The sequence below is a fragment of the Klebsiella sp. CN_Kp091 genome (genome assembly GCF_040065095.1).
GTDB lineage: Bacteria > Pseudomonadota > Gammaproteobacteria > Enterobacterales > Enterobacteriaceae > Klebsiella > Klebsiella aerogenes.
On the sequence record NZ_JBEAIO010000049.1, the window covers coordinates 310,787 to 325,441 of the forward strand.

Consider the following 14,655-nt stretch of genomic DNA (forward strand, 5'->3'; position numbering starts at 1 on the left):
CCCGGCGGCTTCGCGTAGACTTTTCCCACTGTTGATTATTTCTCTTATGTATCTTTCGTATACACAACTTTGGGGTTAGTGATGTTTAAGCGTTTCTTTATAACAGGTACTGACACTGCTGTCGGGAAGACGGTGGTTTCCCGCGCGCTGCTGCAGGCACTTGCTGCCAGTGGTAAAAGCGTCGCCGGGTATAAGCCTGTGGCGAAGGGCAGCAAAGAGACGCCGGACGGACTGCGTAATAAAGACGCGCTGGTCTTACAGAGCGTGTCGACGCTGTCGCTGCCGTATGATGCTGTCAATCCCATCGCGTTAAGTGAAGAAGAAAGCAGCGTGGCGCACAGCTGCCCGATCAACTACGGCTTATTAAGCGACGGCCTGCAGCAGCTCAGCGGCAAAGTGGATCATGTCGTGGTGGAAGGTACCGGCGGCTGGCGCAGCCTGATGAACGATTTACGCCCGCTCTCCGAGTGGGTGGTGCAGGAGCAACTGCCGGTGGTGCTGGTGGTGGGCATTCAGGAAGGGTGTATCAACCATGCGTTATTGACCGCTCAGGCGGTGGCCAACGATGGTCTGCCGTTAATCGGCTGGGTCGCCAACCGCATTAACCCTGGTCTTGCGCACTACGCTGAAATCATCGATGTGCTGAGCAAAAAGCTGCCTGCGCCGCTGATTGGCGAGCTGCCTTATCTGCCGCGCGCCGAACAGCGTGAACTCAGCCAGTATGTTGATTTAGACGTTCTCGGCAGCGTAATGGCGATAGATCGAATCCCGGCGTAACGTCCGCGACAGTACCGATGCCAGTACGCAGGCGATCAATAAACCGGGCAGCAGCACATACTGCCCGGTCATTTCACAAATCATCAGCGTCGACATCATCGGCGCATGCGTTGTCGCAGCGAGAAACGCCGCCATTCCGGTTAAACCAATCATAATCGCCATATCGCGATCCCCGTGCAGCCACAGACCGCTAAAAGCAGCGAACAGCATTCCTATTGCCAGCCCGACGAATAGCGTCGGGGTAAAAACGCCGCCCGGCGCGCCGGAGCCGCTGCTGGCCAGCACCGCCAACAGCTTACAGACAAAGACGATGATAATGACGCTAAATAGCGGCGGCGATAGCAGATAGCTTTGCACAACGCTATAACCGTTGCCCCACACCGCCGGGGTAATAAGCGATAACATGCCGACGATGAGGCCTCCCAGCGCCAGCTGCCACGACGGCGACAGTTTCAGTCTCACGAAGCCACGGTGGCTGTAGTCCATCAGCCAGATGAATAGCGGCCCGCACAGCCCGGCCAGCAGGCCGGTTGCCAGCATTAATGCGTAATGCAGCGCGGTCAGGTTTTGCTGAAAGACGACGTGGTACAGCGGCGCGGCGCCGCCGTTGAGTAGATTGGTCAGCAGCAGGGCGATCACCGCAGAGATCACCACCGGCCCGAGCGAGGCCAGCATCAGGGTGCCGAAGAGAATTTCGGCAATAAACAGGCTACCCGCCAGCGGCGCATGATAGGCGCTGGCCATCCCGGCGGCAGCGCCGCAGGCGACCCACAGCTTCCATTCAGCGCGCGGCGTAAAACGGCGGGCGAACAGCGAGGCGGCCAGCGCGGCCAGCAGGATCATGGCCCCTTCGCGGCCAATGGCGCTGCCGGTTACAACCACCAGCAGCGACGCCAGCGATTTCACGAGGCTTGCCGGCGTATCGAAACAGCCATCGCCGGTTTCCAGCGCTTCCATGTAATCGGTCGGGGCGTGCGGACGCGAGACGCTACGCCGTTGCCATAGCCACAGCAATGTCCCGGCGGCGAGCCCGCCAAGCGCTGGCGTCAGCAGTCGACGCCACCACGGCAGCGACTGCGCGGCGTTCACCAGGCTACCGCTATCGTTACCGAGAAATAATGTTTCCAGCACCAGCATCGAGTGGCGAAACAGCGCCACGGCCAGCGCCGCAAAGATGCCGACGAGCGTGGCGATGATCAGGCGACGGAACATCACCTGCACATCAGGATAGTTATGAAGACGATGCATGGGCGGGAGTGAAATTGGGAGTCATAGCGTTATTGTGATAGGGAATAACCTTAGATGCAAAAGCTATAAGTGCCGCGCCGGGGATCGACGCGGCGGGTGAGTTAACGATACAGCTGCTTTTCCGCCACCGTGATGGGCAAATTTTCCTGCCAGTTAGCCAGCGTCGACTGCGCCAGTTGGCCCAGCGCCCGATAGAACGGATGCCCGGCGTTTTCAATAAAGACGCTCAGGAAACGCCCGGACCACGGCAGTAAATGCCAGGCCAGCAGTTGAGTAAACAACTCATCCTGATTTGTTTCGCACAGCCATGCGGCCAGCAGCAGCAAGGTGCCGAAGTGGTCTTCGGGTTCGTTGCGCTCAATATCCAGCGCGATACCGCTGGCCCGCATCCATTCGCGCAGCGCAAGCGTAGAGTCGCCGAATAACACCGACTCTTTATCCAGCCACACCGAGCCCCATGGCGGAGCGGGCAGCGCCCATGGGCCGATAAACAGACGCTGCCAGGCTTGCGGCAGCGCCTCGTCGCTGCTGGCGGCGAAGTCTATTGCCAGTGAATCGGAGACCGGGAACGGCCACTGCGGCTGCCAGCTACCATCGAGAAAAGCGGCGACCAGCGGCGCGTTTTGCTCGCTATTCGGTGCAAAAGAGAACAGCGCGCCCAACGTGCGGGCGCTTAGTGCGACGGCGTCGCGATTTGGGATCTGCATCATTACCCTATTCCTTACTGCGGCGCGCACAGGCGCGCCGTCTCGTTAACCCGCAACCGCCATACCCACGGTCATATGCAGGCCATAAAACAGGCCGCGGCCTATACACTCCGCGACTAAAACCAATACCAGCCCGATGAATAACCCGGTGGCGCGCGGCGGCTGGCGGCGGATTAACGGACACAGCCAGCAGCCGAGACCGAGCGCCAGCAGGAGCAGCCGTAGCACCTGCAGCCCGCCGTAATCCGGGAGAAGGGCGTTCGCCTGTTGTACTGAACTGTGGATCGTGGCGAGGTCAGCGCTTTGCAAGACAACAACGGCCACGCTGATGATGAGTGCGGCCACGCTAATAGCGGCAAAAAACCAGCCGTTGAAGTCAACTTTCGCCAGCTTCAGCAGCAGGGCAGCGAACAGCGGACCGGCGAGCAGTACCGTCAGGAAGAACGCGCTGGTGGTGTAGCCATTGTACCACGTTGGCACGGTGTCAATTTGGTAGACCCGGGTCATCGCCATCACAAACAGCAACCCCAGCAGCATGGTGAGAAACAACCAGATTTTGCCGAGCGCCGCCGGCATTTTTCCTGGCACCGCCAGTAGCCACCAGAATCCGCCAACGGCGAAGAAGAGGGCGCCGCTGGCGATTTCATTACTGAGCGCTGAAGCGCCAACGCGGTTCAGTGAATTAAATGCGCGTAGCGGCGAGCCGAGATGGATTACAGACGCGAGAAAAGCTATTCCCATCAATAGCCAGATAAAGAACATACTGCGCACCAGCCGCTCTCGCGATTCGCGCTGACCGGAGAGCGACACCCAGCCCAGGCCGCTGACGATGACTGCGCCAGCTACGCATTGCCCCAGTACCGTAAACAGAACTAGCGGCCATTCATGCCATCCATTTCCCATTTCAGACCTCCTTCGGATTGGCCAGATAGCCGGTGGTATCGCCGCACGGACGGCTGTTGGCGTTTGGTTTTATCACAATGCTCGGCTTGGTGAAGTGCGCTGACGGCAGCGGCGCCACGGCGGCCAGTTGGCCGTGCTTTTCACGCAGTTCGGCAATCGGCCCGAAGTCCAGTGCCCGCAGCGGGCAGGACTCGACGCAAATCGGCTTTTTGCCTTGTGCCACACGCTCGTGACAGCCATCGCATTTGGTCATATGCCCTTTAGCGGCGTTGTACTGCGGCGCGCCGTACGGGCAGGCCATATGGCAGTAGCGACAGCCAATGCACACCTCTTCATTAACCACCACAAAACCATCTTCGCGCTTGTGCATTGCCCCGCTCGGGCAGACCTTGGTGCACGCCGGGTCTTCGCAGTGGTTACAGGCGATAGAGAGGTAGTAGGCAAAAACGTTCTGATTCCAGACGCCGTTGTCCTCCTGCCAGTCGCCGCCGGCATACTCGTAGATACGACGGAAGCTGACGTCCGGCGTCAGGTTCTTGTAGTCTTTACAGGCCAGCTCGCAGGTTTTGCAACCGGTGCAACGGGCGGAATCGATAAAAAATCCGTATTGAGCGCTCATGGTTTACTCCTTAAACCTTCTCGATTTCGACCAGGTTGGTATGCTGCGGGTTTCCCTTCGCCAGCGGTGAAGGCCGCTGGGTGGTGAGGGTGTTCATGCAGGCGCCGTAGTCGACGCGATCGCCGGCCATATTGGCATCGTGCCACGCTCCCTGACCCATCGCCGTTACCCCTGGCATAATGCGCGGCGTGACCTTTGCCGGAATACGCAGCTCGCCGCGCTGATTAAAGACGCGCACCATGTCGCCGTTTTTAATTCCGCGTTTTTCAGCATCGATGGGGTTAAGCCACACTTCCTGACGGCAGGCCGTTTGTAAGACATCGACGTTGCCGTAGCTGGAGTGGGTACGCGCCTTATAATGGAAGCCAAACATTTGCAGCGGGAACTGGTTGCGTAACGGATCGTCCCAACCTTCAAAGGTGGAGGCATAGACCGGCAGCGGGCTGATGACTTCGCCTTTTTCCAGTTGCCAGCGGGCGGCAATCTCGGCGAGGCGGCTGGAGTAAATCTCAATTTTGCCGGAAGGCGTTTTTAGCGGATGCGCTTCAGGGTCGCGACGGAAATCGCGATAGGCGACGAAATGGCCGTTCGGATCTTTACGCTTGTAGATGCCCATTTTTTTAAGCTCGTCATAGCCCGGCAGCGCTGGGTCTTTGGCGACCATTTTGGCGTACAGATACTGTAACCACTGCTCCTGAGTTCGCCCTTCGGTGAAGCGCTGATGCACATCGTCGCCAAGGCGTTTTGCTACTTCACTTAAGATCCAGTAGATAGGTTTGCGTTCGAACTTCGCCGTGGTGGCGGGCTGGATGAAAATCAGATAGCCCATATTGCCGGCATAGTCGTTAGGAATGATATCTTCTTGTTCGACGGTCATCAGGTCCGGCAGCAGAATATCAGCGTATTTTGCCGACGAGGTCATAAAGTTTTCGATAACCACGACCATCTCGCATTTGCTCTCGTCCTGCAGGATATCGTGGGTTTTATTGATATCGGAATGCTGGTTAATGATGGTGTTGCCAGCATAGTTCCACAGAAATTTAATAGGGACCGTCAGCTTCTCTTTGCCGCGCACGCCGTCGCGGGTGGCGGTCATCTCCGGCCCGCGAGCGATAGCGTCGGTCCAGCTAAAGCAGGAGATGGCGGTTTTTACCGGATTCTCCAGCACCGGCAGGCGCTCAATGGTGATGGTATAGGTCGATTCGCGGGCGCCGCTGTTGCCGCCGTTAATGCCGACGTTGCCGGTTAAAATCGGCAGCATGGCGATAGCCCGCGCGGAGAGCTCGCCGTTCGCCTGGCGCTGTGGGCCCCAGCCCTGGCAGATATAGGCGGGTTTGGTCATACCAATTTCGCGCGCCAGCTTAATGATGCGATCGGCGGGAATACCGGTAATGCGCGAGGCCCACTGCGGCGTCTTGGCGGTAGCGTCGTCCCCCTGGCCAAGAATATAGGCCTTATAGTGGCCGCCGGCCGGCAAGGTTTTCTCATCGTAGCCGACGCAGTATTTATCGAGGAACGGCTGGTCTACCAGATTTTCATTAATTAATACCCAGGCGATACCGGCAACCAGCGCGGCATCGGTACCGGGACGAATCGGGATCCACTCATCTTCACGCCCTGCCGCGGTATCGGTATAGCGTGGGTCGATGACGATCATACGGGCGTTGGAGCGCTCGCGGGCCTGCTCCAGGTACCATGTAATGCCGCCGCCGCTCATGCGGGTTTCCGCCGGGTTATTGCCGAACATCACCACCAGTTTACTGTTTTCAATATCCGAGGTGCTGTTGCCGTCGTTGCTACCGTAGGTATAGGGCATGGCGCAGGCGATCTGCGCCGTACTGTAGGTACCATACTGGTTAAGAGAGCCGCCGTAGCAGTTCATCAGCCGCATCACCGGCGAGGCGGAAGGGGAAGAGCGGGTCATATTGCCGCCGACAATTCCGGAAGAGTAGTTAATATAGACCGCTTCGTTGCCGTACTCTTTCACCACGCGTTCCAGATTCCCGGCGATGGTATCCAGCGCTTCCGCCCAGCTAATGCGCTCGAACTTTCCTTCGCCGCGTTTGCCGACGCGTTTCATTGGGTAGTTAAGACGATCGGGGTGATTGATACGCCGGCGAATAGAACGCCCGCGCAGGCAGGCGCGAACCTGATGATCGCCGTAGATATCGTGGCCGGTATTATCGGTTTCCACCCACACCACTTCGTTGTCGCGGACGTGCAGGCGCAGCGCGCAGCGGCTGCCGCAGTTAACCGAGCAGGCTCCCCAGACGGTTTTTTCTTCAGCCCCGGTGGCTTGCTGCACGGCGGCGGCCGCGGCGCGTAGACTGAAAGGCAGGGACAGGCCGCCGGCGGCCAGGGCCAGTGAACCGATTGCTGAGGATTTTATGAGGGTGCGACGGCTGACGCCGCCGGGATGTTCAGGGTTGGACATTGTGCTCACTCCATGATTTTTATTATGCAAAATGCCGCTGGCAACCGCGGGGCTGCTGGCGCATGGGTGAGGAATAATACTTAAATAGGGGTAGGCGAATCTTATCTCCGGTCAACCAGAGATAAGATCCTTCACTCGAAAGCGGCGGTTATTGCCCGTCTGAATCGGTCGCCGCCGCGTCGCCGCTGCGGGTATAGATTATCTTGAAGGTGTCGTTCGCGCAGTGGCCCACCACCTGAGCGCCGGGTTGGTCAGGCTGATCGTTCGGCACTATGGCTAGGCTAAAACCGTCGGCCGGTACGCCGTTGTTGATAATCTTCTGCTGGATCTCGCCTTTTACCCGCTCGCAGGAGTCCGGCGCTGCCAGTGCGGATGCCGAACCCAGCAGCAGGGCCGCGCACAACCATGGGGATAGTTTCATCATAAGCTCCTTATTGATGTCATCCAGTTTTAAGCATAGCAGAATTGGTGTAAACAATTGTATTTGCTAAAATGATTGGAATGTTCCCAAAAAGGTAGCGGCTGTGAATAAACTGTTTTTGCTGATCCCGGCGGCGTTGCTGCTCAGCGCCTGTGACAAGCCGTCAACACCGGCGGCGTTTACCCCGGAGATGGCCAGTTTTTCCAATGAGTTTGAGTTCGACCCGCTGCGCGGCCCGGTTAAAACCTTTACCCAAATTCTGTTTGATGACCAGGGGGAAATGGTGAAGCGGGTGCGTGCGCAGGTGTCGGCAGAAGGCTGTTTCGATCTGCTGGATTTTACCGACCTCGAAAACAAAACCGGCGCCACGCTAGTACTGGACGCGAATTACTATCTCGATGCGCAAACGCAGGAGAAACGCCTGCGGCTGCAGGGGAAATGCCAGCTCGCCGAGATGCCGGCGGCGGGCGTCAGCTGGGAGACTGATGACAACGGGTTTGTGGTGAAGGCTCTTGGGAAAGAAAGCACTTCCAGCTATCGCTACGACAGCGAAGGCTATCCGCTGGGCAAAACCACCACCGCGAAAGATGAGCGCTTCAGTGTCGTATCGACGCCGTCCACCGATCCGCGTAAAAAGCTCGATTACAGCGCGGTGAGTGTATTTAACGATCGCGCGTTAGGTAAGGTGAATCAAACCTGTGACTATGACGATCACGACAACCCGATCCGCTGCGAGATGCAGGTTGTCGATGAAAGCGTCCAGCCGGCGGTGACGCGACACTACAGCATCAAAAACAGTATCGACTACTACTGAGCCGTGGGCTTGAGTAGCGTCTGGCCTTGAGGACGATGTTTCTCAAGGTACTGATGCTGGAACAGGCACATGCGAATGGTATTGCGGTATTCGCCGTTGATAAAGAACTCGTGAATCAGCTCGCCTTCGACCATAAAACCGAGTTTGCGGTAGATGTGGATCGCTTTTTCGTTTTCTTTATCGACAATCAGATACAGCTTATACAGATTCAGAACGGTAAAGCCGTAGTCCATTGCCAGCTTAGCGGCGCGCGTCGCCAGCCCTTTGCCCTGATATTCCGGGGAGATAATAATCTGGAACTCGGCGCGACGGTGAACGTGGTTTATCTCCACCAGTTCAACCAGCCCGGCTTTTTCGCCATCGCATTCGATGACGAAACGGCGTTCACTTTGATCGTGAATGTGTTTGTCGTAAAGGTCAGAGAGTTCGACGAAGGCCTCGTAAGGTTCTTCAAACCAGTAACGCATTACGCTGGCGTTATTATCAAGCTGGTGGACGAAGCGCAGGTCTTCGCGCTCAAGCGGGCGGAGTTTGACGTGAGGGGCGTCAGACATGGGAAATCCTGTGTGCATTAATAGAGGATGGCGCCCACGGGCGCCGGGGAATTATGGCGTAATAACGCGACCGGTACGGCGGTCAAGACAGCGCAGGGTGTTAGGTTCCCAGTAGGCGTTGACGTTGGCGCTCTTCTGGCAGTTATCCTGCGCATCGAAGGCGACGTCGGTTTTGTCCCACTCTTTCTCCGCGCGTTTATTCACCTTCTGCCGTAGCGAGCGGGTATCGTTCCACTGCTCTTTTTCCATTGCGGCTTGCTGACGGCTCTGCGCGCTGTCGCCGGACTCGATCACCAGTTTGTCGGTTTGCGCGAAGGACGAAGCGGTATAGACCATTGCGCTTGCCGCCAGCAGGGCGGTCAGGCACCAGCGTTTATTGCGTGTCATTTTCATCACGATTTCCTTTGAGTGATAAAAAGGGTTAACCAGTTGGACAAGTTTACTACAACTCGCCACCCGCGCCTACCGGACAAAATGGCATGGGTTCAGGCACATTATCGCGTACACTGGTGCAACAAATTGTCTCATTTACCAAACTTTAATGCTGAAAACCACGTTACTTTTCTTTGCTACCGCGCTGTGCGAAATCATCGGTTGTTATCTGCCGTGGCTATGGCTGAAGCGGGAAGGTTCGCCGCTGCTGCTGATCCCGACCGCGATGGCGTTGGCGATGTTCGTCTGGCTGCTGACCCTGCACCCGGAGGCCAGCGGCAGAGTGTATGCCGCCTATGGCGGCGTCTACGTCTGTACTGCGCTGTTGTGGCTGCGTTTCGTCGACGGCGTGAAGCTGAGCCACTATGATTGGGCGGGCGCGGCGATTGCGCTGTGCGGCATGCTGATCATCGTTGCTGGCTGGGGGCGGGCTTAACGTCGCGCAGCAGGATAAAAAATCGCCCTTTGTGATCATCCACGCTAATTTTAACCTTGATTCTTGTATGGTAGCCGACTAGTTGCCTTACTTACCCTAACCGCATCGTGCTGTTTATCGTAAGAGGCAATTATGGCTACACAAACCCTTGCCAGCGAAGCTGGCGCCAAACCCGTGCGCATTGGCCGGGTGCAAAAAGTCACCCTGACGCTGCTGTTTATCGCCGGTATCGTCAACTTTCTCGATCGTTCGTCATTAAGCGTCGCCGGAGAAGCCATCCGTGGCGATCTTGGGCTCAGCGCGACCGAATTTGGCGTACTGCTTTCCGCCTTCTCGCTATCATATGGTTTCGCGCAGCTGCCCTCGGGTATTTTGCTCGATCGCTTCGGCCCGCGAATTGTATTGGGGGCGGGGCTGATTTTCTGGTCACTGATGCAGGCGCTGACCGGGGTAGTGAACTCCTTTAGCCACTTTATTTTGCTGCGCATTGGCCTTGGTATTGGCGAAGCGCCGTTTATGCCGGCGGGGGTAAAATCCATTACCGACTGGTACGTACAAAAAGAGCGCGGCACCGCGGTCGGCATTTTTAACTCGTCAACGGTGCTTGGCCAGGCGATCGCGCCGCCGGCGCTGGTGCTGATGCAGATTGCCTGGGGCTGGCGCACCATGTTCGTGGTTATCGGCCTTGCGGGGATCGTAGTGGGCCTGTGCTGGTACGCGTGGTATCGCAACCGCGCCCAGTTCGACCTGCAACAGGAGGAGCGCCAGTATCTGGCGGCGCCGGAAAAAGCGCGCCCAACGCTGGTATTCAGCGAGTGGCTGGCGCTGTTCAAACGGCGCACCACCTGGGGCATGATTTTAGGCTTCTCCGGGGTTAACTATACCGGCTGGCTGTATATTGCGTGGCTGCCGGGTTATCTGCAGGCGCAGCAGGGATTGAGCCTCGCGAAAACCGGCTGGGTGGCGGCGATCCCGTTCCTGGCCGCGGCGGTGGGCATGTGGGTCAACGGGCTAGTGGTCGATGCGCTGGCGCGCCGCGGTTACGATCTGGCGAAAACGCGCAAAACGGCGATTGTGGTTGGCCTGACGCTTTCCGCGCTCGGCACGCTGCTGGTGGTGCAATCGAGTTCGCCGACCCAGGCGGTGGCGTTTATCTCCATGGCGCTATTTTGCGTCCACTTTGCCGGGACCTCGGCCTGGGGGCTGGTACAGGTGATGGTTAGCGAAAATAAAGTCGCGTCGGTGGCGGCGATCCAGAACTTCGGCAGCTTTGTTTTCGCCTCTTTTGCGCCGGTCGTCACCGGTTGGGTGGTGGATACCACGCACTCCTTCAACCTGGCCTTGGTTATCGCCGCCTGCGTGACCTTTACCGGGGCGCTGTGCTATTTCTTCATCGTAAAAGACCGCATCAATTAATCGCTAACGGGGGGCGCCAGTCGCCCCCCGCAACCAAACCCGTTTGTGATCCTTCGCATCTTTTTTAAATATCATACTTGTATGGTAGTAGGTCTGGTGATTTAATTTTGATCACTAACCGTACAGATGCAAGGAATTACCCATGAAGATCGTTGCCGCCGACGTGTTCGTTACCTGCCCAGGGCGTAACTTCGTCACCTTAAAAATCACCACCGATGAAGGGATTGTCGGCCTCGGTGATGCCACGCTCAACGGCCGTGAATTGTCGGTCGCCTCATACCTGAAAGATCACCTTTGCCCGCAGCTGATTGGCCGTGATGCTCACCGCATCGAAGATATCTGGCAGTTCTTCTACAAAGGTGCCTACTGGCGTCGCGGCCCGGTGACCATGTCGGCGATTTCCGCCGTTGATATGGCGCTGTGGGATATCAAAGCCAAAGCCGCCGGAATGCCGCTTTACCAACTGCTGGGCGGCGCCTCGCGCGAAGGGGTGATGGTCTACTGCCACACCACCGGTCATTCCATTGATGAAGTACTGGACGACTACGCCCGCCATCAGGAAATGGGTTTTAAGGCGATCCGTGTGCAGTGCGGTATTCCGGGGATGAAAACCACCTACGGCATGGCCAAGGGTAAAGGTCAGGCGTACGAGCCGGCGACCAAAGGCGTGTGGCCGGAAGAGCAGCTGTGGTCAACGGAAAAATATCTCGATTTCACCCCGCGGCTGTTTGCCGCCGTGCGCGAACGATTTGGTTTCAACGAGCACTTACTGCACGACATGCACCATCGCCTGACGCCGATCGAGGCGGCGCGCTTTGGTAAAAGCGTTGAGGAGTATCGTCTGTTCTGGATGGAAGATCCGACACCGGCAGAGAATCAGGACTGCTTCCGCCTAATTCGCCAGCATACCGTCACGCCGATTGCCGTCGGCGAAGTCTTTAATAGCATCTGGGATTGCAAACAGCTGATTGAAGAGCAGCTCATTGATTATATCCGCACCACCATTACCCACGCCGGCGGGATCAGCGGCATGCGGCGTATCGCCGATTTTGCTTCGTTGTACCAGGTACGTACCGGTTCTCACGGGCCGTCCGATCTCTCTCCGGTATGCATGGCGGCGGCGCTGCATTTCGACCTGTGGGTGCCAAATTTCGGCGTGCAGGAGTACATGGGCTATTCCGAACAGATGCTGGAGGTCTTCCCGCATAGCTGGCGTTTTGACAATGGCTATATGCATCCGGGCGATAAACCGGGGCTGGGCATCGAATTCGACGAGAAGCTGGCGGCGAAATACCCCTATGAACCCGCCTGTCTGCCGGTGGCGCGCCTCGAAGATGGCACGCTGTGGAATTGGTAAGGAGAGAAAAATGAAAAGCATTGTTATCCAACAGCCAAACGCGCTGGCGATTGAAGAACGGCCGCTGCCGCAGCCGGGAAATGGAGAAGTACGGGTAAAGGTGAAACTGGCGGGAATTTGCGGCTCAGATAGCCACATCTATCGTGGACATAACCCGTTCGCCAAATATCCGCGGGTCATCGGCCACGAGTTTTTCGGCGTGATTGATGCCGTGGGCGAGGGCGTGACGGATAAAATCGTAGGCCAGCGGGTGACGGTTGATCCGGTTATCAGCTGCAGCCACTGTTATCCCTGCTCGGTCGGTAAGCCCAACGTCTGCGCTTCGCTGGTGGTGCTGGGCGTCCATCGCGATGGCGGGTTTAGCGAATACGCGGTGGTACCGGCCAAAAACGCCTGGCCGGTACCGGAGAACGTGAGCGACCATCACGCGGTAATGGTGGAGCCCTTTACCATTGCGGCGAATGTCACCGGCCAGGCTAAACCACGCGAACAGGATATCGCACTGGTCTACGGCGCCGGGCCAATGGGGCTGACCACCATTCAGGTGCTCAAGCGCGTCTATAACGTGCAGCAGGTGATCGTCGCCGATCGGATCCCCGAGCGGCTGCAGATGGCGCAGCAAAACGGCGCCGACTGGACCATCAATAATCATGAACAGCCGCTGGCGCAGGCGCTGGAAGCGCAGGGGATCCGGCCGACGCTGATTATCGACGCCGCCTGCCACCCGGCGATTTTCGCAGAGGCCGTCGCACTGGCCTCGCCAGCGGGCAGGATCGTACTGATGGGTTTTTCTACCGAACCTTCAATGGTGGCCCAGCAGGGGATCACCGGCAAAGAGCTCACTATTTATTCATCCAGACTTAATGCCAATAAATTCCCGCTGGTTCTTGAATGGTTGGCAAACGGATTAATTAATCCTGATCGGCTAATCACCCATCAGTTTGCTTTCGAGCATGTTGTCGATGCCATGACGTTATTTGAAGAAGACCGCAAGCATTGTTGTAAGGTGTTATTAACCTTCAACGCATAAATATAAATAACCTCGCTGTATCCTACTTTAGAGATTATTATTATGACGACAGCTAAAAATGAGAGAAGTACCACGGATCTTATCCGCGCCGCGGTATCCGGTTGGCTTGGCACGGCACTGGAATTTATGGATTTCCAGCTTTATTCTTTAGGCGCCGCGCTGGTCTTTCATGAGATATTTTTCCCGGAACAGTCGGCGGCCATGGCGCTGATATTAGCGATGGGAACCTATGGCGCAGGATATATTGCGCGGATCGTCGGCGCTTTTATATTCGGTAAAATGGGGGACCGCATCGGGCGTAAAAAAGTTCTGTTTATTACCATCACCATGATGGGAATTTGTACCACGTTAATCGGCGTTTTACCTACCTATGCGCAGATTGGCATTTTTGCTCCAGTGTTACTGGTGACCCTGCGTATTATTCAGGGGCTGGGGGCGGGTGCTGAAATTTCCGGCGCCGGCACCATGCTGGCGGAGTATGCGCCAAAGGGCAAACGCGGCATCATCTCTTCTCTGGTGGCGATGGGCACCAACTGCGGGACGCTGAGCGCCACGGCCATCTGGGCGGTGATGTTCTTCCTGCTCGATCGCGAACAACTCATCGCCTGGGGCTGGCGTATTCCGTTCCTTGCAAGCGTCGTGGTAATGGTCTTTGCCATTTGGCTGCGTTTAAATCTGAAAGAGAGCCCGGTATTTGAACAGGTCAACGAAGCCGATGAAATTCAGGCTAAAGCCGCCGCCGCGCAAAACACGTTCGGTGCGATGTTAAAAAGCAAATCATTCTGGTTGGCGACCGGGTTACGCTTTGGACAGGCTGGTAATTCCGGTTTGTTGCAAACATTCCTCGCTGGATATCTGGTACAGACTCTATTATTTGATAAGGCTATTCCGACCGATGCCTTAATGATTAGCTCAGTGATTGGTTTTATTACTATCCCGCTGTTAGGCTGGCTGTCGGATAAAGTTGGGCGCCGTCTGCCTTATATTATCGTGAATATTTCCGCCATTATTCTGGCCTGGCCGATGCTGGCTATTATTGTCGATAAAAGCTATAGCGCCAGCACCATTATGCTATCGCTGATTGTCATTCATAACGTGGCGGTGCTGGGCTTGTTCGCGCTGGAAAATATCACTATGGCGGAAATGTTCGGCTCGCGTAATCGCTTCACCAGAATGGCTATCTCAAAAGAGGCCGGCGGTCTGGTGGCGGTGGGATTCGGGCCGGTACTGGCCGGTATCTTCTGTAACGTAACCGGTTCGTGGTGGCCGATTGTCGCGATGCTGATTTGCTATTCAGCTATCGGTCTTATCTCGTCATTACTGATGCCGGAAGTGTGCGACCGTGACCTGAGTTTGGACCATGATGCGGCGGACGCTGGTACACGTCAGGCGCTGAGCGCGAACCGCCAATACGCGAAATCATAATCATATCGTTAACCCTTGATAGCCGGGTTTACTCCCGGCTTCATTCCCGCCATTGCGCGCAGGATCACGAAACGCGACAGCG

At 56.7% G+C, this 14,655-nt stretch carries 14 protein-coding genes and 1 pseudogene; 7 read left to right on the plus strand and 8 right to left on the minus strand.

Features of this window, described 5'->3' with window-relative positions; translation table 11 throughout:
- Positions 1 to 81: 81 nt before the first annotated feature.
- Positions 82 to 777, plus strand: coding sequence for a dethiobiotin synthase (gene bioD / locus ABLV17_RS22015; RefSeq protein WP_087858536.1), 696 nt, complete (start codon positions 82 to 84; stop codon positions 775 to 777).
- Here bioD and clcB read toward each other — a convergent pair.
- From clcB to ABLV17_RS22045, 6 genes are all read right to left on the minus strand, one after another.
- The gene (gene clcB / locus ABLV17_RS22020) at positions 730 to 2,025 is read right to left on the minus strand and encodes a voltage-gated ClC-type chloride channel ClcB (protein WP_308958114.1); all 1,296 of its coding nucleotides are present in this window, start codon (positions 2,023 to 2,025) and stop codon (positions 730 to 732) included. The two genes, bioD and clcB, sit on opposite strands and share 48 nt — an antisense overlap.
- 101 nt (positions 2,026 to 2,126) lie before the next feature.
- The gene (gene dmsD, locus ABLV17_RS22025; protein ID WP_308958113.1) at positions 2,127 to 2,735 is read right to left on the minus strand and encodes a Tat proofreading chaperone DmsD; all 609 of its coding nucleotides are present in this window, start codon (positions 2,733 to 2,735) and stop codon (positions 2,127 to 2,129) included.
- A 42-nt stretch (positions 2,736 to 2,777) separates the two neighbouring features.
- The gene (locus tag ABLV17_RS22030; protein WP_308958112.1) at positions 2,778 to 3,635 is read right to left on the minus strand and encodes a DmsC/YnfH family molybdoenzyme membrane anchor subunit; all 858 of its coding nucleotides are present in this window, start codon (positions 3,633 to 3,635) and stop codon (positions 2,778 to 2,780) included.
- Between the two features lies 1 nt (position 3,636).
- Positions 3,637 to 4,254: a DMSO/selenate family reductase complex B subunit gene (locus ABLV17_RS22035; RefSeq protein WP_348854617.1), complete on the minus strand. Its 618-nt coding sequence runs from the start codon at positions 4,252 to 4,254 to the stop codon at positions 3,637 to 3,639.
- Positions 4,255 to 4,264: 10 nt separating this feature from the next.
- Positions 4,265 to 6,688 carry a selenate/tellurate reductase subunit YnfE gene (gene ynfE / locus ABLV17_RS22040; protein WP_348854618.1) on the minus strand — a complete coding sequence of 808 codons (2,424 nt, stop codon included), beginning with the start codon at positions 6,686 to 6,688 and terminating at the stop codon, positions 4,265 to 4,267.
- 148 nt (positions 6,689 to 6,836) lie between these two features.
- Positions 6,837 to 7,109, minus strand: a complete 273-nt coding sequence (locus ABLV17_RS22045; protein ID WP_087860674.1) for a DUF1161 domain-containing protein — start codon at positions 7,107 to 7,109, stop codon at positions 6,837 to 6,839.
- A 103-nt stretch (positions 7,110 to 7,212) separates the two neighbouring features.
- Here ABLV17_RS22045 and ABLV17_RS22050 point away from each other — a divergent pair, with 103 nt between their 5' ends.
- Positions 7,213 to 7,923 carry a YnfC family lipoprotein gene (locus ABLV17_RS22050; RefSeq protein WP_271032466.1) on the plus strand — a complete coding sequence of 237 codons (711 nt, stop codon included), beginning with the start codon at positions 7,213 to 7,215 and terminating at the stop codon, positions 7,921 to 7,923.
- Here ABLV17_RS22050 and speG read toward each other — a convergent pair.
- Both speG and ABLV17_RS22060 read right to left on the minus strand, forming a co-directional pair.
- Positions 7,917 to 8,477, minus strand: coding sequence for a spermidine N1-acetyltransferase (gene speG / locus ABLV17_RS22055; protein WP_015366764.1), 561 nt, complete (start codon positions 8,475 to 8,477; stop codon positions 7,917 to 7,919). The two genes, ABLV17_RS22050 and speG, sit on opposite strands and share 7 nt — an antisense overlap.
- 51 nt (positions 8,478 to 8,528) lie before the next feature.
- Positions 8,529 to 8,870, minus strand: coding sequence for a DUF1283 family protein (locus ABLV17_RS22060; RefSeq protein ID WP_015366763.1), 342 nt, complete (start codon positions 8,868 to 8,870; stop codon positions 8,529 to 8,531).
- Positions 8,871 to 8,983: 113 nt separating this feature from the next.
- On the opposite strand from ABLV17_RS22060, the pseudogene ABLV17_RS22065 reads away from it, so the two are divergent.
- The 5 genes and pseudogenes from ABLV17_RS22065 to ABLV17_RS22085 all read left to right on the plus strand — a co-directional run bounded on the left by ABLV17_RS22065 (position 8,984) and on the right by ABLV17_RS22085 (position 14,573).
- Positions 8,984 to 9,345: pseudogene (locus ABLV17_RS22065) on the plus strand (YnfA family protein).
- A 132-nt stretch (positions 9,346 to 9,477) separates the two neighbouring features.
- On the plus strand, positions 9,478 to 10,761 hold the full coding sequence (locus tag ABLV17_RS22070) for an MFS transporter (protein WP_047048077.1): 1,284 nt from the start codon (positions 9,478 to 9,480) through the stop codon (positions 10,759 to 10,761).
- 142 nt (positions 10,762 to 10,903) lie between these two features.
- Positions 10,904 to 12,118, plus strand: coding sequence for a D-mannonate dehydratase ManD (manD, locus tag ABLV17_RS22075; protein WP_087860676.1), 1,215 nt, complete (start codon positions 10,904 to 10,906; stop codon positions 12,116 to 12,118).
- Between the two features lie 10 nt (positions 12,119 to 12,128).
- Positions 12,129 to 13,148: a Zn-dependent oxidoreductase gene (locus ABLV17_RS22080; RefSeq protein WP_308959059.1), complete on the plus strand. Its 1,020-nt coding sequence runs from the start codon at positions 12,129 to 12,131 to the stop codon at positions 13,146 to 13,148.
- 42 nt (positions 13,149 to 13,190) lie between these two features.
- Entirely contained in the window at positions 13,191 to 14,573 is a 1,383-nt protein-coding gene (locus ABLV17_RS22085) for an MFS transporter (RefSeq protein ID WP_213315999.1), read from the plus strand.
- The last annotated feature ends 82 nt before the right edge of the window (positions 14,574 to 14,655 follow it).